This window comes from Faecousia intestinalis (genome assembly GCF_040096185.1).
Taxonomy (GTDB): Bacteria; Bacillota; Clostridia; order Oscillospirales; family Oscillospiraceae; genus JAZOXB01.
On sequence record NZ_JBBMFF010000152.1, the window covers coordinates 1 to 22,003 of the forward strand.

General features: G+C 64.9%; 24 protein-coding genes. 22 read left to right on the forward strand and 2 right to left on the reverse strand.

From position 1 onward, the window contains the following. Nucleotides 1–201 precede the first annotated feature (201 nt). The 22 genes from WMO66_RS03780 (at nt 202) to WMO66_RS03885 (ending at nt 20,045) form a co-directional block, all read left to right on the forward strand. Nucleotides 202–453: a putative Se/S carrier protein gene (locus tag WMO66_RS03780; protein ID WP_349135049.1), complete on the forward strand. Its 252-nt coding sequence runs from the start codon at nt 202–204 to the stop codon at nt 451–453. Next, nucleotides 450–1,562, forward strand: a complete 1,113-nt coding sequence (locus WMO66_RS03785; protein WP_349135050.1) for an aminotransferase class V-fold PLP-dependent enzyme — start codon at nt 450–452, stop codon at nt 1,560–1,562. Before WMO66_RS03780 ends, WMO66_RS03785 begins: the two co-directional genes overlap by 4 nt. Nucleotides 1,563–1,691: 129 nt before the next feature. Further along, nucleotides 1,692–2,561 (forward strand): diadenylate cyclase CdaA, encoded by an 870-nt coding sequence (gene cdaA, locus WMO66_RS03790; RefSeq protein ID WP_349135051.1) that lies wholly within the window; start codon nt 1,692–1,694, stop codon nt 2,559–2,561. Next, nucleotides 2,548–3,807, forward strand: coding sequence for a CdaR family protein (locus tag WMO66_RS03795; RefSeq protein WP_349135053.1), 1,260 nt, complete (start codon nt 2,548–2,550; stop codon nt 3,805–3,807). Before cdaA ends, WMO66_RS03795 begins: the two co-directional genes overlap by 14 nt. 2 nt (nt 3,808–3,809) lie before the next feature. Continuing rightward, a complete protein-coding gene (locus WMO66_RS03800) occupies nt 3,810–4,214 on the forward strand; it encodes a SoxR reducing system RseC family protein (RefSeq protein WP_349135054.1) in 405 nt (134 codons plus the stop codon). Nucleotide 4,215: 1 nt separating this feature from the next. Further along, the gene (locus WMO66_RS03805) at nt 4,216–5,088 is read left to right on the forward strand and encodes a DUF5685 family protein (RefSeq protein ID WP_349135055.1); all 873 of its coding nucleotides are present in this window, start codon (nt 4,216–4,218) and stop codon (nt 5,086–5,088) included. Then, nucleotides 5,085–5,663, forward strand: a complete 579-nt coding sequence (locus tag WMO66_RS03810) for a J domain-containing protein (protein ID WP_349135056.1) — start codon at nt 5,085–5,087, stop codon at nt 5,661–5,663. The genes WMO66_RS03805 and WMO66_RS03810 overlap by 4 nt, the downstream gene beginning before the upstream one ends. Nucleotides 5,664–5,687: 24 nt before the next feature. Then, a complete protein-coding gene (locus WMO66_RS03815; protein WP_349135057.1) occupies nt 5,688–6,566 on the forward strand; it encodes a YicC/YloC family endoribonuclease in 879 nt (292 codons plus the stop codon). A 5-nt stretch (nt 6,567–6,571) separates the two neighbouring features. Then, the gene (locus WMO66_RS03820) at nt 6,572–6,844 is read left to right on the forward strand and encodes a DUF370 domain-containing protein (protein WP_349135058.1); all 273 of its coding nucleotides are present in this window, start codon (nt 6,572–6,574) and stop codon (nt 6,842–6,844) included. Next, a complete protein-coding gene (gene gmk / locus WMO66_RS03825; RefSeq protein WP_349135059.1) occupies nt 6,841–7,440 on the forward strand; it encodes a guanylate kinase in 600 nt (199 codons plus the stop codon). The genes WMO66_RS03820 and gmk overlap by 4 nt, the downstream gene beginning before the upstream one ends. 2 nt (nt 7,441–7,442) lie before the next feature. Then, the gene (gene rpoZ, locus WMO66_RS03830) at nt 7,443–7,637 is read left to right on the forward strand and encodes a DNA-directed RNA polymerase subunit omega (RefSeq protein ID WP_349135060.1); all 195 of its coding nucleotides are present in this window, start codon (nt 7,443–7,445) and stop codon (nt 7,635–7,637) included. A gap of 79 nt (nt 7,638–7,716) precedes the next feature. Beyond that, nucleotides 7,717–10,173 (forward strand): replication restart helicase PriA, encoded by a 2,457-nt coding sequence (gene priA / locus WMO66_RS03835; protein WP_349135061.1) that lies wholly within the window; start codon nt 7,717–7,719, stop codon nt 10,171–10,173. Between the two features lie 12 nt (nt 10,174–10,185). Further along, nucleotides 10,186–10,668, forward strand: a complete 483-nt coding sequence (gene def, locus WMO66_RS03840) for a peptide deformylase (protein WP_349135062.1) — start codon at nt 10,186–10,188, stop codon at nt 10,666–10,668. Next, complete coding sequence (gene fmt, locus WMO66_RS03845; protein ID WP_349135063.1) at nt 10,665–11,582, forward strand: methionyl-tRNA formyltransferase; 918 nt, start codon at nt 10,665–10,667, stop codon at nt 11,580–11,582. The genes def and fmt overlap by 4 nt, the downstream gene beginning before the upstream one ends. Nucleotide 11,583: 1 nt before the next feature. Further along, nucleotides 11,584–12,852, forward strand: coding sequence for a 16S rRNA (cytosine(967)-C(5))-methyltransferase RsmB (gene rsmB / locus WMO66_RS03850; protein ID WP_349135064.1), 1,269 nt, complete (start codon nt 11,584–11,586; stop codon nt 12,850–12,852). Beyond that, nucleotides 12,849–13,937, forward strand: a complete 1,089-nt coding sequence (rlmN, locus tag WMO66_RS03855) for a dual-specificity RNA methyltransferase RlmN (RefSeq protein WP_349135065.1) — start codon at nt 12,849–12,851, stop codon at nt 13,935–13,937. Before rsmB ends, rlmN begins: the two co-directional genes overlap by 4 nt. Continuing rightward, entirely contained in the window at nt 13,897–14,628 is a 732-nt protein-coding gene (locus tag WMO66_RS03860) for a Stp1/IreP family PP2C-type Ser/Thr phosphatase (RefSeq protein WP_349135066.1), read from the forward strand. The genes rlmN and WMO66_RS03860 overlap by 41 nt, the downstream gene beginning before the upstream one ends. 87 nt (nt 14,629–14,715) lie before the next feature. After that, nucleotides 14,716–16,764, forward strand: a complete 2,049-nt coding sequence (gene pknB / locus WMO66_RS03865) for a Stk1 family PASTA domain-containing Ser/Thr kinase (RefSeq protein ID WP_349135067.1) — start codon at nt 14,716–14,718, stop codon at nt 16,762–16,764. 2 nt (nt 16,765–16,766) lie between these two features. Next, nucleotides 16,767–17,648: a ribosome small subunit-dependent GTPase A gene (gene rsgA / locus WMO66_RS03870; protein ID WP_349135068.1), complete on the forward strand. Its 882-nt coding sequence runs from the start codon at nt 16,767–16,769 to the stop codon at nt 17,646–17,648. Beyond that, nucleotides 17,627–18,265 (forward strand): thiamine diphosphokinase, encoded by a 639-nt coding sequence (locus WMO66_RS03875; RefSeq protein WP_349135069.1) that lies wholly within the window; start codon nt 17,627–17,629, stop codon nt 18,263–18,265. The genes rsgA and WMO66_RS03875 overlap by 22 nt, the downstream gene beginning before the upstream one ends. A 65-nt stretch (nt 18,266–18,330) precedes the next feature. After that, the gene (locus WMO66_RS03880) at nt 18,331–18,480 is read left to right on the forward strand and encodes a hypothetical protein (protein ID WP_349135070.1); all 150 of its coding nucleotides are present in this window, start codon (nt 18,331–18,333) and stop codon (nt 18,478–18,480) included. A 62-nt stretch (nt 18,481–18,542) separates the two neighbouring features. Then, the gene (locus tag WMO66_RS03885) at nt 18,543–20,045 is read left to right on the forward strand and encodes a DUF3794 domain-containing protein (protein WP_349135071.1); all 1,503 of its coding nucleotides are present in this window, start codon (nt 18,543–18,545) and stop codon (nt 20,043–20,045) included. Between the two features lie 42 nt (nt 20,046–20,087). On the opposite strand, the gene WMO66_RS03890 is transcribed toward WMO66_RS03885, so the two are convergent. Continuing rightward, a complete protein-coding gene (locus WMO66_RS03890) occupies nt 20,088–21,218 on the reverse strand; it encodes a PP-loop family protein (RefSeq protein ID WP_349135072.1) in 1,131 nt (376 codons plus the stop codon). After that, complete coding sequence (locus WMO66_RS03895) at nt 21,209–21,988, reverse strand: tRNA threonylcarbamoyladenosine dehydratase (protein ID WP_349135073.1); 780 nt, start codon at nt 21,986–21,988, stop codon at nt 21,209–21,211. Before WMO66_RS03895 ends, WMO66_RS03890 begins: the two co-directional genes overlap by 10 nt. Nucleotides 21,989–22,003 lie beyond the last annotated feature (15 nt).

Below are 22,003 nucleotides of genomic sequence, written 5' to 3' on the forward strand. Positions count from 1 at the left end.
CCGCAGCCTTTTCAAACGAGAGCCCAGTGAAACGGGTCTCGTTTGAGAGCTTGTCAAAAACACTTTTTTGACAAGCTACGCTCCGGGGGCGCGACAGCGCTCCCGGTGCTTTGTATTCTGCGGCAAAATGCGGCAAAAATTCGTGCGGTTCTGCGCCGGATCGCCCGGACCGGCATATGCTGGGGCAGGGAGGGAAGCAGAATGAGCCAGATCTGTGTGACATTTCGTTCGATCACGGCGGCGCAGAATGCGGCGCGGGCGCTGGAGCAGGCGGGGCTCCCCGCGCAGGTGCTCCGCACGCCGCGGGCGCTGCAGGAGCAGGGCTGCGGCTACTGCGTGCGTGCGCCTGCCGAGCCGGAGACCATCCGGCAGCTGCTGACGGCCGAGCGCATCGCGTTCCGGCGGCTGTATCGCCGCGGCGCGGACGGGGCGTGGCAGGAGGCGGAGCCATGATCTATTTTGACAGTGCCGCGACGACCCTGCAGAAGCCGGAGTCCGTCTATGCGGCCGTGCAGCGCACGATGCGCGCCTGCGCCAGCGTCGGGCGCGGCGGCCATGCGGCGGCAGACGCGGCGGCGCGGGTCGTCTATGCCTGCCGCACCGAGGCAGCGGAGCTGTTCGACGCCGTGCCGGAGCAGATCGTTTTCACCATGAACGCGACGCACGGCCTGAATATTGCCCTGCGCAGCCTTGTCCGGCCAGGCGGGCGCGTCGTGCTGTCCGGCATGGAGCACAATGCCGTCACGCGGCCGCTTGCTGCGCTCGGTGCGCAGATTGAAACGGCCGACGCACCGCCGTTTGCGCCGGAGCGGCTGCTCGAGGGCTTTGCGCGCGCCCTGCAGCAGGGAGCGGATGCGGCGGTGTGCACGCATGTTTCAAATGTCTACGGCAATGTGCTGCCCGTGTCCGCCGTTGCCGCGCTGTGCCGGGAACGCGGCGTCCCGCTCGTCATCGATGCCTCGCAGTCCGCGGGAACGCTGCCGGTCAGCCTGCGCGGGACGGGTGCGGCCTTCATCGCCATGCCGGGGCACAAGGGGCTGTATGGCCCGCAGGGGACGGGCCTGCTGCTGTGCGGCGCGGCGGGGGAGCCGCTGCTGCAGGGCGGCACGGGGAGCAATTCGCTCGATCAGAGCATGCCGGATTTCCTGCCGGACCGCCACGAGGCGGGCACGCACAACGTCTGCGGCATCGGCGGCCTGCTGGCTGGCCTGCGCTTTGTGTGCGAGCGGCGGCCGGAAGAGCTGCTGGCGCGGGAGTGTGCGCTCACGGCCCTTGCGGCGCGCGGCCTTCGGCAGCTGCCGGGCGTGGAGGTGTTCACGGGGCCGGGGCAGAGCGGCGTTCTGTCGTTCCGCTGCCGGGACCTCGACTGCGAGGAGGCCGCCGCCTGTCTGGCGGAGGCCGGGATCGCCGTGCGGGCCGGGCTGCACTGTGCGCCGATGGCCCACCGCAGCGGCGGAACGCTCGAGACCGGAACGGTCCGGGTGAGCTTCTCTGCTTTTAACACGTCTGCGGAGGTCCGGCAGTTCCTGCAGGTGTGCAGAACGGCATTTTTGCCGGGATGAAGGAAAAACGCGCGTTTCCTACTTGCTATTGCGGCAAAAATCGGATATAATGAATAGAATCTAAAAATAGGGCCCATATCGGGTCCTGTAAGGTAATTGCAGTAACTTGGAATTTGCGGAGTTTTGCTCATGGATGCAGTGATCAATTTCTTTAAGGAGTTCAGCTCGATGCTCCCGACCATCAAGGTCATGGACATCGTGGATATCCTCGTCGTAGCCTTCCTCATCTATAAGGTCATCATGATGGTCCGGTCGACCAGTGCGGCGCGGATCGCCAAGAGCGTGCTCATCATCCTGATCCTTGCCGGTGTGACGCAGCTGCTCAACATGTATCTGCTGAACTATATCCTCGACAAGATCCTGGAGATCGGCCTTGTGGCCCTGATCGTTGTGTTCCAGCCGGAGCTGCGGCGTATGCTCGAAAAGCTCGGCAGAAAAAATGTCCGCGAGATCCTTTCCGTCAAGGAAGAGCAGCGCGAGATCGACCGCGTCATCGAGCAGACCGTGCAGGCCTGCGAGATCATGGCCAAGGAGCGCACGGGCGTGCTCATCGTCTTCGAGCGCTCCATCCCGCTGCTGGAATACCAGAAGAGCGGCACCGTCGTGGATGCCTGCGTCTCCTCGGAGCTGCTGCGCAACCTGTTTTTCACCAAGGCGTCGCTCCATGACGGCGCGGTCATCATCCGCAATGACCGCATTGCGGCGGCGGGCTGCGTCTTGCCGCTGACGGAGAACCACAATATCAGCAGCGACCTCGGCACGCGCCATCGCGCGGGCATCGGCATCAGCGAGGTCTCCGATGCCGTCGTCGTCATCGTCTCCGAGGAGACGGGCACGATCTCTGTGGCGATCTCCGGCATGCTCAAGCGCCATCTCGCCCCACAGACGCTCGAAAAGCTCCTGCTCAACGAGCTGGCCCCCCAGCGCGAGGAGAAGACACGCAACCCGCTCAAGCTCCTCCGCCGGAAGCAAAAGGAGAACAAAGATGCAAAAAAGTAAGATCCTTGCCTTTCTTCTGGCGCTCGTCGTCTCCATCGTGCTCTGGTTCTATGCCGTCACGGTCGTGAATCCCGACGACACCATCACCATCAGCGGCATCAGCGTTCAGTTCGAGGGCACGGAGGCCCTGACGTCCCAGGGCCTGATGCTCACGGGCGGCGATTCCACGAAGGTCAGCATCAAGGTCTCCGGCCGCCGATCCGATCTCAAGGAGCTGAACAACGAGACGGTCACCGCTATTGCGGACGTCACGCGTATTGCCGCCAGCGGCAGCTATCAGCTCAGCTGGAGCGTCGTCTGGCCCAGCACCGTGGCAACGGGCGATATCAGCGAAACGAGCCGCGCACCGTCACGCATCTCCGTCACGGTCAGCGACATCAAGGAGAACCCCGAGGTCCCCATCGAGCTCGAATACACCGGCGAGCCGAAGACGGGCTATATGATCGATAAATCCAACCTGACCCTCGGCACACAGTCCATCTCCGTCCGCGGCCCTGCGGAGGAGGTCAACAAGATCGCCCGCGCCGTCGTGCGCGTCGATGTGACGGATGCCGATGCACTCATCGACACGGATTGTCCCGTCGTCCTGCTGGACAAGGACGGCAACGAGCTGTCGCTGAGCCAATATGTGACAAGCTCCGCGGATTCCGTTCGTGTAACGATCCCTATTCTGCAGTATAAGGATATTAAGCTCAATGCAACGCTTATTTCCGGCGGCGGCGCGACGTCCGAGGATGCGGAGGTAACGATCGAGCCGTCCACCCTGCGCGTCACGGGCAATACGGCCGTTCTGGATGCCATGGCGGACGAGCTGACCATCCGCACGATCGATCTGGCGCAGATCACCGGGACCGAGACGTTCGAGGTCACGCCGGAGCTGCCGAGCGGCGTTACGAGCCGCGCCGACAGCCAGACCGTGAAGATCACGGTCACGCTCAAGGGCCTCGTGACGAAGGAATTCACCGTTCCCACGGCGAACATCCTCCGCAAGGAGGCGCCGGCCGGCATGACGTTTGCCGACCAGAATGTCAAGATCACCGTCCGCGGCCGCGCGAGCGTCATGAGCACGCTCCGCATGGAGGACCTGACCGTTACGGCCGACTTCAGCCGCCACTATGACGCGGCGGCCAAGCAGGTCGAGCTGGAGGTCGCGCTGCCTGCGAATGTCTCTGCCGGTGTCATCGGCGGGCCATACACCGTGCAGGTCTCGCTGAGCGAGACGGACGGCGGCAATACGGAGTCCTGACGATGCGGCAGCGTGCAACGGTCGGATCCCTGCTCCCGGACGGGAGCGTCAGCCTGCTGGTGCAGCGTGTGAGCGCCTGCACGGGCGACTGCGGCCACTGCGGCGGCTGCGGAGCCGTCGGCCAGAGCGTACAGGTGACGGCGCGCGCGCCGTTTCCGGTCGAGCCGGGCGAGCGCGTGTGGGTCGAATCCCGCAGCGGCGCGGTCCTCGGCGCGGCGGCGCTGGTGTATCTGCTGCCGCTCGGGCTGCTGCTTGCGGTCTGCCTTGCGGCGCAGTCCCTCGGCGGTGTTTGGATGGCTGTGCTCGGTGCGGCGGCCTTTGCCGTCGGTCTGATCCCGGCCCTGCTCTGGAACCGCCATCTGCGCCGCAGACCGATGGAGTACCGCATCACGGGCAGGGTGGACTAGCATGTTCGGCTATGTGCTGCCGCGGCGCGACCGCCTCTCCGAAGAGGCGCAGGTGCGCTACCATGCGGCCTACTGCGGCCTGTGCCGCGCGCTGAAGCTGGAATACGGCTTTGCGGCGCGGTTTCTGGTCAACTATGATATGACATTTCTCTACTTCCTCCTGCGGGAGGGAGTTCCGGCATGCCCGGGGCGCTGCTTCTGCCCGGCCCGGCCGTGGTGCCGCAAGGCCTGCCTGCCGGAGGACGGCGCCATGCGCTATGCAGCCGACCTGAGCGTGCTGCTTTCGTGGTGGAAGCTGCTCGACGCCCGGCGCGACAGCCGCGGCCCGCGCCGTCTGGCTGCCAAAGCGGCCCTGCTGCTCTATCGCCGGAGCTATCGCCGCGCCTCGGCCCGGCATCCGGCGCTCGATGCCGCATTCGGCACGGAGCTTGCCCGGCTGCAGGCGCTCGAGGACGAAAAAAGCCCCAGCATCGACCGCACGGCGGACGCCTTTGCCTCGCTGCTGCGGGACTGCGCCGCCCACTATGACGGCCGGGAGCGTCGGCCGGAGCAGCTGCTATTGTACCACGTTGGCCGGTATCTGTATCTGGCCGATGCGCTCGAGGACCTGCCGCGCGATGTGCGGGCAGGTGCGTATAACCCGCTTCGCTACCGCTACGGCGCGGACGGCGGGACGCTCGATCCGGCGGACCGGGCACAGCTGCTCGAAACGATCGACGCCTCCATCAGCATGGCCTGCTCGGCCATGGAGCTGCTGGATGGGCGGCGCGACCGGGAGCTGCTTTCCAACATTTTATATTTCGGACTCCCCGCAGTGCTCCATGCAGTCGCGGAGGGAACGTTCCGCAAGGCGGGAAACAGGAGGAAAACATGAAGGACCCCTATGAAGTGCTCGGTGTGCCGCACGGCGCCTCGGAGGATGAGATCAAAAAGGCCTACCGGGAGCTTGCGCGGAAATACCATCCCGATAATTACGCCAACAATCCGCTTGCGGATCTGGCACAGGAAAAAATGAAGGAGATCAACGAGGCCTATGCCACGCTCATGAAGGGCGGGCGGCAGCAGGCGGACGCCGGGAGCACCGGTGGCCAGCGCAGCAGTGCGGGAAGCACGTCGTCGCCGCTCTATGAGATCCGCCGACGCATCCAGCTCGGTGACCTCGACGGCGCGGAGGCCGGGCTCAATGCGGTCTCCGCGCGCACGGCCGAGTGGTATTATCTGCGCGGTGTCATTGCGCAGCGCCGCGGCTGGATGGATGAGGCTGCGCAGAACTTCCGCATCGCAGTCAATATGGAGCCGCAGAATCTGGAATACCGAAATGCACTCAGCAGCGTTGGCAGCGGCGCATATACCTACCGGCAGACGCAGTACAGCGACGGCTCGGACGAGCTCTGCGGCCTTTGCAGCTCACTCATGTGCCTGAACTGCCTTTGCGGCGGCTGCCGCTGATCTGATCGAAAGGGGACGAATCATTTGATCCGCAGTATGACTGGCTATGGCCGTGCCTGCAAGACCCTGCATGGGCGGGAGATCACGGTGGAGCTACGCTCCGTCAACAATCGCTTCCTCGATTGCTCCGTGCGCCTGCCCCGCGCGTTCTCCTACGCGGAGGATGCGATCAAACAGCTTGTAAAGGACGCCGTCCAGCGCGGCAAGGTGGACGTGTTCGTCAGCGTGAACGCGGCGGGCGCGGAGGAGGCTACCGTTTCGTTGAACCGCCCCGTGCTCGAGGGGTATCTGCGCGCCATGCGTACCATGGTCGCAGATTACGGCGTGCAGGACGATATCAGCGCTTCCGCGCTCTCCGCGCTGCCCGACATCTTCGTGGTGGAGAAGCCGGAGGAGGACGAAAGGCAGAATCTTGCCGACCTGACCGCCGTTGCGGCGGAGGCCATCGCCGTCTATCAGACCATGCGCGAGACGGAGGGCGCGGCCATGGCTGCCGACCTCAGCTCCCGCGCGGAGACCATCCGCGGCCTTGTCGGCCGCGTCGAGGAGCGCAGCCCCGTCACGCTGGCGGAATACCGCACCCGGCTCGAGAACAAGCTGCGCGAGGTGCTCGCCGGCACGACGATCGACGAGAGCCGCATCCTGACGGAGGCCGCCATCTTTGCCGACCGCATCGCCGTCGATGAGGAGACCGTCCGTCTGCGCAGCCATCTGGCCCAGCTCGACAGCCTGCTTGCAGGCGGCGGGGCCATCGGCCGCAAGCTCGACTTCCTGCTGCAGGAGATGAACCGCGAGGCCAACACCATCGGCTCGAAGGGCAACGATCTTGAGCAGGCCCGCACCGTCGTGGAGATCAAGGCGGAGCTGGAAAAGATCCGCGAGCAGATCCAGAACATCGAGTGAGCGCGATGCGGCTGATCAACATCGGATTTGGGAACCTGGTCTCTTCGGAGCGGCTGCTGACCATTGTCGCCCCGGATTCCGCCCCGATCAAGCGAATGATCCAGGAGGCGCGCGACCGCGCCATGCTCATTGACGCCAGCTATGGCAGAAAGACCCGCGCTGTGCTCCTGATGGACACAGACCATGTGATCCTTTCGGCGATCCCGCCGGAGACCATTGCCCGCCGTCTGGCCGATCCGTCGGCAGAGCCGGAGCGCGAGGAGGAGGAACAGGCATGAGCCAGGGCAGAATCATCATCGTTTCCGGCCCGTCCGGGGTCGGCAAGGGCACCATCCTTCGGACGGTCATGCAGCAGCGCGAGTCGCTGCACTATTCCGTTTCGGCTACTTCCCGCCCCATGCGGCCCGAGGACCGCGAGGGCGTGAGCTATTATTTCGTCTCGCGCGAGCGCTTTGAAGAGATGATCGCGGCAGGGGAGCTTCTGGAGCACGCCTGCTATGCGGGCAACTATTACGGAACGCCTCTGCGCCCCGTAGAGGAAGCGCTGGCGCGCGGCGAAAGCGTCGTTCTCGAGATCGACGTGCAGGGCGCGCTGCAGGTCATGCAGCGCCGGCCGGACGCCATTTCCGTTTTCATCGCTCCGCCGTCCTATGCCGAGCTGAAGCGCCGGCTGGCCGGGCGCGGCGACACGCCGCCGGACATTGCCGCCAGACGCCTGCATATTGCGCTGGAGGAATGCCGTCAGGCAAAGCACTATCAATATACCATCATCAACGATTCCGTCGGGCACGCCGTGCAGGAGCTGGAAGCAGTCCTGACCGCGGAGGCCTGCCGCACATCCTATCGCCCACTCAATCTCAAGGAGGAAGACTAATTATGCTGTATCCCGCTATGGCCGATCTGCTCAAGCACATCGACAGCCGCTATCTTCTCGTCAACGTGATCGCGCGCCGCGCGCGCCAGATCTCCATCGAGGCAGAGACGGAGCACATCCCGCTGGAGGATAAGCCCGTGACCATCGCCATCCACGAGGTCGCAGACGGCAAGCTCGCGGCAGTCGTGAAGGAATGAGCCGGAACAAGGCGCGGGCAGAGGTGACCCTGCCGGCGTCTTTTGCCTTTTTCCGCCGGACTGTCCCGGCGACGGCAGCATGATCGCCCGCATTGCGGTCGCTTCGGCCGTGTTTTCCATGGACAAGCCGTTCGATTACCGCATTCCGGACTCCCTGACGCTGCAGCCGGGCCAGCGTGTGCGCGTACCGTTCGGCGCATCGAACCGCCGCACGGAGGGCATCGTTCTCGCCGTGATGCCAGATGGCGCGGAGCGGCCGGACGGCCCGGCCTTCAAGCCCGTCGAGGCGGCGCTCGACCCGGAGCCGTTGCTCTCGCGTGCTGCGCTGCATCTGGCGGCCTTTGTGCGCGAGCGCTATTTCTGCACATTCTATGACGCCGTGCGGGCCATTTTACCGGCAGGCGTCTGGTTTCAGCCGCGTGACCGCTATACCCTTGCGGAGAACGCCGCATGGGACGACCGCTGGCGCAATCCGGCGGCGCAGGCCGTATTCCAAACGCTGCAGACGCTCGGCGGTGCCGCGGAGGAATCCGCGCTGCGCGCCCAGTTTGAGGCGGAGGCCCTGCAGCGGGCGCTGCAGTACCTGCGGCAGAAAAAGCTCGTCACCTGCGAGACGTCCCATCGCCGCCGCGTGAACGATAAAACGGAGCGCATTGCCGTTCTGGCCGTCCCGGCCGAGGAGGCGCGGCGTTTTGCCCAGTCGCATCAGGCGTCCGCTCCCGTGCAGGCGGCGGCCATGGAGCTGCTTGCCACGCTCGGTGAGTGCGCCTGTAAGGAGTTGTGCTATTACGCAGGCGCGACGTCTGCCACGCTCCGCAGGCTGGAAAAGCTGGAGCTGCTGACGCTCCGGGAGCAGGAGGTCCTGCCTCCGCCTCCCCCGGCCGCAGCGGCCGATCCGAAGCCGCTCCTGCTCACGCCGCAGCAGCAGGCAGCCTATGACAGTTTGTCTGCCCGCCTGCAGGATGCCTCTCCCGGCACGGCGCTTCTCTACGGCGTGACGGGCAGCGGCAAAACGGCCGTGTATCTCCGCCTCATCGACGATTGCCTTACCGCCGGGCGCGGTGCGATCGTCCTTGTGCCGGAGATCGCCCTGACGCCGCAGCTCCTGCGGCAGTTTTCCGCACGCTACGGCGCGCGCGTCGCCGTGCTCCACAGCGCCCTGCGCATCAGCGAGCGCTATGAGACGTGGAAGCGCATCCGCTCCGGCGATGCCGACGTGGTGCTCGGTACCCGCTCAGCCGTGTTCGCGCCGGTGCGGGACCTCGGTCTGCTCATTGTGGACGAGGAGCAGGAGCACACCTACCAATCCGAAAATGCACCGCGCTACCATGCCCGCGAGGTCGCGATCTACCGCGGCGCGCAGGAGCATGCGCTGACGGTGCTCGGCTCCGCCACGCCGACGGTCGAGAGCATGTACCGTGCCGTTACGGGCGCTTTTGGCCTGTGCCGCATAACGGAGCGCTATAACGGCAGACCGCTGCCGCCCGTCGAGATCGTCGACATGAAGCGCGAGCTGCGCGAGGGCAATGCCTCGATCATCAGCGAGCCGCTGCTGCTGGCCCTGCGCGAAAATCTCCGCCTCGGGCAGCAGTCCATCCTGTATCTCAACCGCCGCGGCACGAGCCGGATGCTGGCCTGCGTCGAATGCGGCAGCGTCCCGATGTGTCCGGGCTGCAGCCTGCCGCTGACGTATCATCATGCGAACGGGCGGCTCATGTGCCACATCTGCGGCCACAGCGAGCCTATGCCTGCACGCTGCCCCGTCTGCGGCGGGCATCTGCGCCAGATCGGCTGCGGCACGCAGCGGGTCGAGGAGCAGCTGCAGAATTTGCTGCCCGGCGTCGGCGTGCTGCGCATGGATGCAGACACCGTCTCGGCAGTCAATACCCATGAAAAGCTGTTCCGGCGCTTCCGCGAGGAGCGCATCCCCATCCTGCTCGGCACGCAGATGGTGGCAAAGGGACTGGATTTTGAGAACGTCACGCTCTCGGCCGTGCTGGACGCCGACCTCTCGCTCTATGCGTCCGACTATCGCGCCGCGGAGACGACGTTCAGCCTGATCGCGCAGGTCGCGGGCCGGGCCGGGCGCGGAAAATTGGGCGGCAGGGCGATCCTGCAGACCATGACGCCGCAGAACCAGACCATCCGCTTTGCTGCGGAGCAGAACTATGACGCCTTTTTCGAGGCAGAGCTGCCGCTGCGCCAGCTGCGCGGCTGCCCGCCCTATCGCGACCTGCTCACCGTGACGTTCCACGGCCGGGAGGAGGAGCGCGTCTGGCAGGCGGCGCTGGCATTCCGTGCGCGGCTGGACGGCCTGCTGCATTCCGAATTCTACCGCGGGGAGACCGCTGCCGTGCTTGGCCCGGCCCCGGCCTCCGTTGCGCGGATCAATTATCATTATCGCTGCCGCCTGACGCTTAGCTGCGTCAATACGCGACGGCTGCGGGAGCTTCTGGCGTTCCTTGTGCGCGAATTCGCAAAGGATCGCAGCTTCCGGGGCGTCGGCGCGTTTGTGGATGTCAACGGCAGAGAATAAAGGGGAATCACGATGGCACTGAGGAATATTTTGACCGTAGAGGAGCCTGTGCTGCACAAGACGGCACGGCCCGTGACGCGCTTTGACGCCCACCTCGGCGAGCTGCTTGACGATATGAGGCAGACGCTGACCAATGCGGGAGGCGTCGGCCTTGCCGCGCCGCAGATCGGCATCCTGCGCCGCGTCGTCGTAGTCGATGACGACGGCGAGCTGATCGAGCTCGTCAATCCGGAGATTTTGGAGACCTCCGGCGAGCAGGACGGCATGGAGGGCTGCCTGAGCGTCCCCGGCCGCTACGGTATGGTCAAGCGCCCGGAATTTGTGCGTCTGCGCGCGCAGGACCGCGACGGCAACTGGTTCGAGGCGGAGGGCGAGGGCCTGACGGCGCGCTGCTTCGCCCATGAATGCGACCACCTCGACGGGCATATCTATACGGAAAGAGCCTATCACATGCTCACGGATGAGGAAATGGCCGAGCTGGAGGAGGAAGCATGAGAGTCGTCTTTATGGGCACGCCGCAGATCGCGGCGGACTGCCTGTCCCGCCTGATCGCGGACGGCTTTGACCTCGTCGGCGTCTACACGAAGCCGGATATGCCGAAGAACCGCGGTATGAAGCTCGCCATGTCCGAGGTCAAGGAGGTCGCGCTGGCCGCCGGCCTGCCGGTCTATCAGCCCGCGACGTTCCGCGACGATGCCGCCGTGGAGGAGCTTCGCGCCCTGCGCCCGGACGTCATTGCTGTCGTGGCCTATGGCAAAATTCTGCCGCAGCGCGTGCTGGACATCCCGAAGCTCGGCTGCATCAACATCCACACGAGCATCCTGCCTGCGCTGCGCGGCTCGGCCCCGGCGCAGTGGGCCATTCTGAACGGTCTGGACGAGACCGGCGTGACCGCTATGTACCTCTCGGCTGGAATGGATGAGGGCGATATCATCGAAATTCGGAAAACGCCCATCGAGCCGCTGGAGAATTCCACGGCCCTGCTGGCGCGGCTGGCCGCCATCGGTGCGCCGCTGCTGTCCGATACACTGCATGCCATCGAGGCGGGTACGGCAACCCGCACGCCGCAGGATCCGTCCATGGCAACGTTGGCTCCGATGCTCTCGAAGGAGCTTTCGCCCATCGACTGGACGAAGTCTGTCCGGCACATCGTCGATCAGGTGCGCGGGCTTGACCCGTGGCCGGTTGCCACCGCCGAGCTGAATGGAACGCATTTTAAAATCTATGGGGCGCAGCCCGCGCCCGGTCATACGGACAAGGCCCCCGGCACGCCGGTCGCCCTCACGAAGCAGGGCCTGACCGTCGCCTGCGGGAACGGCGAGCTCGTGCTGCTGACGCAGCTGCAGGCTCCCGGCGGAAAGCGCATGGCTGCACCGGATTATTTCCGCGGCCATCCCATCGCACTCTGAGATGGCGGGCGCAAGAGACGCGGCGCTGCGGGCGCTCATCGCCTTCCGCCGCGACGGCGCATGGCCGGAGAGCGCCCTGAAGGATACGCTGCGCGGGATGGACCGCCGCGAGGCGGCGCTGGCTACCCGGCTGTGCAACGGTGTGCTGCAGAACCGCATGCTGCTCGACCACTGGCTGAGCGGCTTCGTGCGCGGCAAGCTGCAGCCCGTCGTGCGCGATATCCTGCGGCTGGCCGCCTATCAGCTCTGTTTCCTGGACCGCATCCCGCCCTCGGCGGCGGTGAACGAGGCCGTGGAGCAGACGCGCCGTCTGGCCAACCAGCAGGCGGCCCGTCTGGTCAACGGCGTGCTGCGCAATCTGCTGCGGGCCATGCCGCTGCCGCTGCCGGACGACCTGAGCCTGCGCTACAGCCACCCGGAGCCCATCGTGCGCCTGTTTCTGGCGCAGTTCGGCCGGGAGGAGACGGAGCGCATTCTGCAGACCGACAACGAGGCCCCGCAGACCGTGCTGCAGGTCAATCCACTGCGCGGCAATGCCGCGGCGCTGCTGGAGGAGCTGCCCGGTGCGCAGGCGCATCCGTGGCTGCGGGGCTGCCTGACGGTCTCCGGCCCTGTGGAGCAGACGGCTGCCTTCCGCGAGGGACGCGTGTATGTGCAGGACGCGGCGGCTCATCTGGCCGTGGCCGTTTCCGGCATCGAGCCGGGCATGCGCGTGCTTGACTGCTGCGCGGCGCCGGGCGGCAAGAGCTTTGCCGCTGCCCTGCAGATGCAGGACCGCGGTACGCTGTATTCCTGCGATATCCACCCGCACCGTCTCGACCTTATCGAGCGCGGCGCGGAGCGGCTGGGCATCTCCATTCTGGAGACGCATCTGCAGGATGCCTCGCAGCCCGTGCCCGCATGGCGCAGCGCGATGGACGTCGTGCTGGCCGATGTGCCGTGCTCCGGACTCGGCGTTATCCGGAAAAAGCCGGATATTCGCTATCACGAGCCCTCGGCGGAGCTGCCCGCCCTGCAGCGCGCCATTCTTGCGCAGCAGGCGGAATATGTCCGCCCCGGCGGCGTGCTGCTCTACAGCACCTGCACGATCCTGCGCCGGGAAAACGAGGCTGTGGCGGAGGACTTCCTGCGCACGCATCCGGACTTCGTCCCGGAAAACGCGCCGTGGCCAGAGGGCTCCGGCATCGCGCCGGGAGCGATGGTCACGCTGCTTCCGGGGCAGCATGAGACAGACGGCTTCTTTATCTGCAAATTCAGGAGGAAACCTTGAAAGACATCAAATCCATGACGCTGGCGGAGCTGGGGGCCGAGCTGAAAGTGCTTGGTGAGCCTGCCTTCCGCGCCAAACAGATCTATCGCTGGATGCACCGCGGCGTGCGCGATTTTTCGGAGATGACGGATATTTCCCGCAGCCTGCGTGAGCGGCTCACGGCGGAATATACGCTCGTCTCGCCGACGGTCGCGCGGCGGCTGCAGTCGCAGAAGGACGGAACCATCAAATACCTCTGGCGTCTAATGGACGGAAACTGCGTGGAAAGCGTGCTCATGCGCTACCATTACGGCAATACGATCTGCATTTCCTCCGAGGTCGGCTGCCGCATGGGCTGCGCCTTCTGCGCCTCGACGCGCGGCGGACTGGTCCGCCGCCTCGAGCCGTCGGAAATGCTGGATCAGGTGCTGTTTTCGCAGCTGGATTCCGGCCTGCCCATCTCGCACATCGTGCTCATGGGCATCGGCGAGCCGCTGGATAATTATGACAATGTGCGCCGCTTCCTCGAGCTCGTCAATTCGCCCGAGGGGCTGAACATCGGCATGCGGCACATCAGCCTTTCCACCTGCGGGCTGGTCGATCAGATCGACCGGCTGGCCGGGGAGGACCTGCAGCTGACGCTCTCCGTGTCGCTGCACGCGCCGGTGGACGAGGTCCGCAGCAGCATCATGCCCGTGAACCGGCGCTGGCCGGTGCAGGAGCTCCTCGATGCCTGCCGCCGCTACTTTGAAAAGACCGGGAGAAGGATCTCCTTTGAATATGCCATGATCCGCGATGTCAACGACACGCCGGAGATGGCAAAGCAGCTCATCCGCCGTCTGCGCGGGATCGCGGCGCATGTGAACCTCATCCCGCTGAACGACGTGGCGGAAAGCCCGCTGAAGCCGAGCCTGCCGGAGACGGTGCTGCGCTTCCAGAAAACGCTGGAGGCCAGCGGCATCCCCGCCACGGTGCGGCGGACGCTCGGCAGCGACATCAACGCCTCCTGCGGCCAGCTCCGCAGAAATTACGAGGCGGAAAAACCAAAAGAAGGGAGCGGAATGGATGGAAGCATGGGGACTGACGGACACGGGAAACGTGCGTGAGGAAAATCAGGACTTTTACCGCATGGAGCGCCTTGGCCCGGAGACGCTGCTCGCCGTCGTGTGCGACGGCATGGGCGGCGCGCGTGCCGGGAATGTGGCCAGCCGCCTTGCCTGCGAGGTCTTCTGCGGCGAGGTCTGCCGCTCCCTGCGCGACGGGATGACCGAGGCGGAGGAGCAGGACGTGCTGTGCACGGCGGCAAAGCTGGCCAATATTTCTGTCTATGAGCATGCGCAGCTCAGTGACGAGTTCCGCGGCATGGGCACGACGCTCGTGGCTGCCCTCGTCCGCGGCCTGCGCGTGGAGATCGTGAACATCGGCGACAGCCGGGCCTATCATCTCGGGGCGGACGGCATCCGCTGCGTCACCGTGGATCACTCTCTTGTGGAGCTGATGGTACAGCGCGGTGAGCTGACGCACGAGCAGGCCAAGAACCACCCGAGCAAGAACCTCATCACCCGCGCGGTCGGCACGGAAAAGCAGGTCGCCGCCGATGTGTTCTCCCTCACGGCGGAGCCGGGCGACTGCCTGCTGCTGTGCTCGGACGGCCTTTCGAACCAGATGGCCGATCAGGAGATCTTATTTGAAGTCGTGCACGGCGCACAGAAGGCAGACTGCTGCCAGCGCCTGCTGGATATCGCAAAAAGCCGGGGCGCGCCCGATAACGTGACCTCTGTGCTCATTGCACTGTAACAAAGATAGGCCGCTCTGCGGTATCTGAGATTGAATCCGGCTTCCGTTCGCCGCTGAGAACGGGCCGCGCACGCGGAAGGAGTTGCCATGGAAAATTACTTAGGAAGGCTGCTGGATAACCGCTATGAGATCCTCGAGGTCATCGGGACAGGCGGGATGGCAGTTGTATATAAAGCACTGGATCACCGTCTGAACCGCTTGGTCGCCGTGAAGATCCTCAAGGATGAGTTCTCGCGCAATCAGGAGTTCCGCCGCCGCTTCCATGCGGAGTCGCAGGCCGTCGCCATGCTGTCGCACCCGAATATCGTCAGCGTTTACGACGTGTCCCGCTCCGGCGACGTGGACTATATCGTCATGGAGCTGATCGAAGGCATCACGCTCAAGCAGTATCTGGAGAAGAAGGGCTGCCTCAACTGGCGCGAGACGCTGCATTTCGCCATGCAGATCGCCAAGGCGCTCGAGCACGCCCACAGCCGCGGCATTGTCCATCGTGATATCAAGCCGCACAATATCATGATCCTGAAGGACGGCAGCATCAAGGTCGCCGACTTCGGCATCGCGCGCATCGCCTCGGCACAGAGCACGCTGACGCGCGAGGCGCTCGGCTCCGTGCACTATATCTCGCCGGAGCAGGCCAAGGGCGCGTGGGTGGACGACCGGTCCGATCTCTATTCCCTCGGCGTCGTCATGTATGAGATGCTCACGGGCCGCACGCCCTATGACGGCGAGACGCCCGTCTCCGTCGCCATCCAGCACATCAACGGCGGCGCGCCGCTGCCCAGCACGCTCGTCACCGGTATCCCGCGCGGCCTCGAGCAGATCACGATGCACGCCATGGCCTCCAATGCCGACGAGCGCTATTCCTCCGCGACGGAGATGCTGCGCGATATGGAGGAATTCCGCAAGAATCCGAGCCTGACGTTCGTGTACGGGCCCGGTGGTCAGACGCTGCGGCAGGCGCCGCAGGCCCCGCAGCAGCCCCAGCAGCCGCAGCACGGCGGCATGACCCGCTCCGAGGCGGAGCGCTATGCCGCTGCCCGCGCCGCGAACCGTGCTGCGCGCCAGCCGGATGAGCGCCGCGCAGCCGAGCGTGCCCGCCGCGAGCAGGAGAAGAAGCGCCGCACCGTCATCGGCGTCGTCTGCGCCGCAGCGGCAGCCGTTGTGCTGCTCGTTGTGCTCGGCGTTGTGCTGCTCCGCGGCTCCGGCACGAATGACAAGCCCGATACGCCTGAGGTCGAGGTGCCGAAGCTCGTCGGCATGAAGCTCGAGGACATCAACCCCGACGACTATCCCGAGCTGAAGATCGACCTGAACGGCGTGACCTACGACTATAACGACGAATACGAAAAGGGCTATGTCTATGAGCAGACCCCCAAGGCAGGCGAAATGGTCAAGGGCGGCCGTGTGCGCACGATCTCGCTGAAGGTCAGCCTCGGCAAGGAAAACAACCTCATGCCGGATCTGGCCGGTCAGTCGGAGGCAAACGCCATGTCCCAGCTCAAGGCCATGAATCTCGGACTGAATGTCCGCCGCGAGGAAGAATCGAGCGATACCGTGCCCGCGGGCAGCGTGACGCGCACGGATCCCGCGGCCGAGACCGAGCTGCAGGAGGGCCAGAGCGTGACGGTGTATGTCAGCCTCGGCTCGGGCAAAATGCCGGAGCTCAAGAACCAGTCCAAGGAAAATGCCAAGAGCATCCTCGATGCCATGAACCTGAATCTGCGCATCACCTATCTCGAGGAGGAGAGCGACGATATCGCATCCGGCAATGTCACGCGCACCGTCCCTGCCTCGGACAGCCAGCTCAGCCGCGGCCAGCAGGTCACGGTCTATGTGAGCAAGGGCAGCGGCAAGGTCACGGTCCCGCCCGTCACCGGCCTGAGCGTCCGCGACGCCATCGATCTGCTGACGGAAAACGGCCTGAAATATGAGATCAAGCGCGTCTACAGCGACACAGACGAGAAGGACCGCGTCGTGCGGCAGAGCGAGGCGGCAAATTCCAAGGTCGCCAAGGACACGATCGTGACGCTCGAGGTCTCGGACGGTCCCGAGCCGACGGAGGCCCCGACGGAAGCGCCGACCACCGCGCCGACGGAGCCGGAGCCGACGACAGAATCCTCTGAATCGGGAGACTGAGCATGGAGCGTGGACGCATCGTCAAGGCGCTCAGCGGATTTTACTATGTAGACAGCGGGAACGGCACGCTCACGCAGTGCCGCGCCCGCGGCCGCTTCCGCAAGGAGCGGATGTCGCCGCTCGTCGGTGACTGGGTCCGCTTTTCCGGCTCCGGCGCACAGGGCATGGTCGAGGAGATCGAGCCGCGCCGCAACAGCTTTATCCGCCCGGCCGTCAGCAACCTTGATGCCCTCGTCGTGCTGGCGTCCGGCGCGAATCCCGTGACGGACCCGTTCCTCATCGACCGCGTCGCGGCCATTGCGGGAAACCAGAATGTGCCGGTCGTGCTGTGCGTCAACAAGACGGACCTCGAGAGCGGGGAGTCGCTCACGCGCATCTACCGCCATGCCGGGTTCCCGGTCTTTCCGACGAGCGCGGCCAGCGGCGAGGGCGTTGCCGCCCTGCACGAGGCCGTGCGCGGCAAGACCGTCGCCTTCACGGGCAATTCCGGCGTCGGCAAGAGCAGCATCCTGAACTGCCTCGGCTTCTCCGTGGAGACGGGCGAGGTCTCGGAAAAGCTCGGCCGCGGCCGCCATACGACGCGCCATGTGGAGCTGTTCCCACTGGCGGACGGCACCTGCGTCATCGACACGCCGGGCTTCTCCTCATTTGACACGGAGCAGATGGAGCTGATCCTGAAGGAAAACCTCCAGTATGCCTTTCCGGACTTTGCCCCGTATCTCGGCCGCTGCCGCTATCACGACTGCGCGCATCTGTCCGAGCCGGGCTGTGCCGTGCTCGAGGCGCTTGCGGCAGGCGAGCTGGAGCCGACCCGCCATGCCAGCTATGCAAGGCTCTATGAAGCAGCAAAGGAGATCCGGCTTTGGGAACACAAACAGCCCTGATTTTTGGCGCGATGCCCTGCCGCAGCTGGGGGCATCTCGATGCGCTGCGCGCGGAGAAACCGCTTGTGATCTGCGCGGACGGCGGCGTGCACTGCGCCGCGGCGGCCGGTTTTGCCCCGGACTGCTATGTCGGGGACGGAGACTCCGGCGGCACGGCTGTGGCCGGAGCGGAAAATATCCTGCTCCGCCCGGAGAAGGACGAGTCCGACCTGCAGGCGGCCTATACGATGGCGCGGGCGCATGGCTGTACGCGCCTGTACCTCACGGCCTGCACCGGCGGGCGGCTGGACCATGCCCTTGCCAATCTGCAGCTGCTGGAAACGGCGCGAGCCGATGGCGTGGAGGCGATCCTGCTCGACCCCGATAATCGCGTGACGTGCATCGGACCGGGGGAGTATGTCCTGCCGCGCACGGAATATTTTTATTTTTCTCTGCTTCCCATCGACGCTGTTCTGCGCGGTGTGACGATCGAGGGCGCGAAATACCCGCTCTGCGACGCAGAAGCGCGCCGGGGCGACTCGCTGACCATCAGCAATGAGTGGATCGAACCGACGGTCAGGCTCCGTATCCGCGAGGGCCTGTGCTGGCTGATCTGTTCCGGACCGAGCGCCCGATAAGCGCCGCACGACTTTTCCTGCATAAAACCGCCCTCTGCACATAGGCTGGCAGGGGGCGGTTTTTTATGTGCAGAAAAATGGAGCTTTTGGGCTCGGTGATGATGGCGCTCGGCGCGGGGCTGCTGCTCTCGCTGCTGTTCAGCTCGGAATTCGTGCTGGTCGTGCTCGGCATCGCGCTTCTGGTCGCAGGGCTTTGCCTTGCGCGGCGGCGATAATCGGCAAATATTGCGCGCGCGGCCCGCATATGATTTTCCCAGAACAAGAAGGAGGGAAGACGATGGAGCTTGTCTTTCAGGAAAAGCAGCTGGACTATCTCGGCCGCGTGCTCGATCAGACGGTCACGCAGGAGCTGACAGCCGAGGTCATCGTACCGGACAGCTGCGCGGACGCGGACCGCGTCGTCGATGCGTTCGGCACGCTGCTCGTCCGCGCAGAGGAGTGTACCGCGGGAAGTGCGTCGGTCAGCGGGGAGGTGCAGGCGGGTATTTTGTTCGTCACGGAGGACGGACGGCTCGAGCGGCTGGAGACCGTGATCCCGTTCAGCGCCCGGCGCGGCTGGGAGGGGGAGCAGAGCGACTGCCGCCTGCAATGCGTCTGCCGCCTGTGCAGCGTGGATGCGCGGCTTGTGCACTCGCGCAAGCTGCTCGTGAGGGTCGGCGTCTCCTGCACGCTGACGGTCTATGCCGCGTTCACGCGGACGCTGCACGACTTTCCGGAGCCGGCGCCGACGCTGCAGCTCCGGCGCAAGCGCCTGCCGCTTCGTCTGCCGCGCGGCCTCGGCGAAAAGAGCTTTTCGCTCAACGAGGAGATCGAGATCCCGGAGTCGAAGCCGCCGGTCGAGCGGCTGCTCAAATGCGTCTATGCGCTGGATACGGCTGAGCGGAAGACGATCGGGAACAAGGCGGTGTTCAAGGGGCGGCTGACGGTCCATATCCTCTATGAGTCCCCGGACGGCAGCCTGCAGCGGCAGGAGACGGAGCTTCCGTTCTCGCAGTTTGCGGAGCTGGAGCAGGACCTGGATGAGGGAGACCTGACGGTATTTCTCGCCCTGACCTCGGCCGAGACGGAGCCGGACGGCCAGCTCGACTGCCGCCGCCTGCTGCTGAGCGCGGGCATTCTGGCGCAGTGCACGGTCTGCGGCGAGCAGCCGGTGGAGCTGATCGAGGATGCCTACTGCCTCGATGCCGAGCTGAAGCCGCAGTGGGAGACGTGGGAGATGGAGGGCATCCTCGATGTCCAGACGTTCCGCGAAACGGCGCAGGCGGCCGGGCGGGAGCCTGCCTCCGCCATCGCGGACGGCTGGGTACTGGCAGGGGAGCCGGTGCGGCGGCAGGAGAACGGCATGGCAAAAATCGAACTGCCGCTTGCTGCGAACGTCCTTTTCACCGACCCGGCAGGGAAACTGCAGGGCCAGACGCTGCGGACGAACGTGCTGCTGGAAACGGCGCTTGCGCCGCAGGCGGATTGCCGCGTCACGGAGATCACGCCGGGCGAGCTGTTCTGTGCGGCAGGGGCGGACGGCGTGACACTGCGCTGCCCGGTGCAGGTGACGCTTGCCAGCACGGCGCGGCATGCGCTCAAGGCCGTGTGCGGCGGTACGACAGAGCCGGAGCCGGAAGATGCGCGGCGGCCCGGGGTCATCCTGCGGCGCACGGAGCATCCGGAGCAGGTCTGGGATATCGCAAAGGCCTGCCGCACTGCGCCGGAGACGGTCGCGGCGGCAAATGACCTGCAGACGGACGAGGTTCCGGCCGGAACACTGCTGCTGATTCCAATGTAACATAGAATAAATCCCTCTGCGCGTCTAGCAGAGGGATTTATTCTAGGCTTCTTCATCATAGCGGTCGAGAAAGCTGTATTTTTTTCCGCCGGTCTTCCAGCCGATGACGGTGTCGAGATTCACATTCTCCACAGAGCGGAAGATGTGCGCCTCCACATCCGGATTGCGCTGCTTCAGCGTGCGGATCAGATCCTTGATCTCCTGCCGCTTCGAGTGCGTTTCCTGATTGGAGCAGGTGGTGCAGGTGTCCGTGAAGTGGCAGGCGCACTGGATGAAATGCAGCTCGTTTGCGTCCCGCCAGGCCTTGATATCGTCCTCGCGGATCAGATACAGCGGCCGGATCAGCTCCATACCGGGAAAATTCGTGCTGTGGAGCTTCGGCATCATGGTCTGTACCTGCGCGCCGTAGAGCATGCCCATAAGAATGGTTTCAATGACGTCGTCATAGTGATGCCCCAGTGCAATTTTGTTGCAGCCGAGCTGGCGGGCGTAGTCATACAGGTGCCCGCGGCGCATGCGCGCGCAGAGATAGCAGGGAGATCTGTCCACATTGTAGACATAGTCAAAGATGTTCGACTCGAAAATGTGGATGGGAATATTCAGCTTTCGTGCATTTTCTTCAATGACGCGGCGATTCTCCGGGCTGTAGCCGGGGTCCATGACGAGATATTCCACCGAGAAGGGGAACTTCGTATAACGCTGCAGCTCCTGAAAAAGCTTTGCCATGAGCATGGAGTCCTTTCCGCCGGACATGCACACGGCGATACGGTCGTTCGGCTTGACAAGCTCATACTGCCGGATGGCCTTGGTAAAGTTGCACCACAGCTTCAGGCGGAAGCGCTTGCGCAGACTGTTTTCCACGCGGCTGCACAGCTCCTCTGCCTCCTGCCGCTGCATCTGTCGCATGAGCCAGGCAAGATAGCCGCCCTTGAGGCTGCAGGCATCGAAGCCTTCGTCGCGCAGGCGTTCAGCCGTTTCAAGGCTGAGCTTGCCGCGTGTGCAGAACAGCACGATGCGGCCGGGCTCTGCCGGAAGCCCCTCCGGCAGGGCGGCGGCGTTGGCCGGAACGGAGCCGGGAATGGTGCCGTAGGCGGCCTCCTGCTCCGAGCGGAGGTCGAGCAGGGTATAGCTGCCAGGCTCCAGCGCCTCCAATTCTTCGGGCGTCAGTTCCATGCGCCCTCCTGTCTGACGGAAGCCGTCAGGTCCTTGATGACCTCGCCTGCCATCAGAAGGCCGACGATCGGCGGCACAAAGGCCGTGCTGCCGGGGATATCGCGGCGATCCGTGCACTTATGTGCGGCGCCCGGCGGGCAGATGCAGTGGTAGCGGCAGCTGTTGGCCATGTCTTCGAGCGGCCGGGTCGGCTGCTCGTCGGACCAGACGACCTTCAGGCGGCGCACGCCGCGCTTTTTGAGCTCGCGGCGCATCACACGTGCCAGCGGGCATACACGCGTCTCGGAGATATCGGAGATGCGGAAGCGGCTGCCGTCGAGCTTGTTGCCCGCCCCCATGGCGCTGATGATCGGTACACCGGCTGCCTGCGCCTGCACGGCAAGCGAGAGCTTGGCGCTGACGGTGTCGACGGCGTCGAGAATATAATCATATTCCGAAAACGGGAACTCTGCGGCGTTTTCCGGCAGGAAGAAGCAGCGGTGTACGCGGATATCGGCCTGCGGATTGATGTCGAGCATGCGGTCGCGCATGACGTCGGCCTTATACTGGCCGACCGTCTTCCGTGTGGCGATGATCTGGCGATTTATGTTCGTCAGGCAGACCTTGTCGTCGTCAATGAGGTCAAAGGCGCCGACGCCGCTGCGGACAAGCGCCTCGCAGGCATAGCCGCCGACGCCGCCAATGCCGAAGACCGCCACGCGCGCGTGCTTCAGGGCCTCCATGGCCGGGTGGCCGAGCAGCAGTTCGGTTCGGGAGAAAGAATTGAGCATGGTGAGATGTCCTCC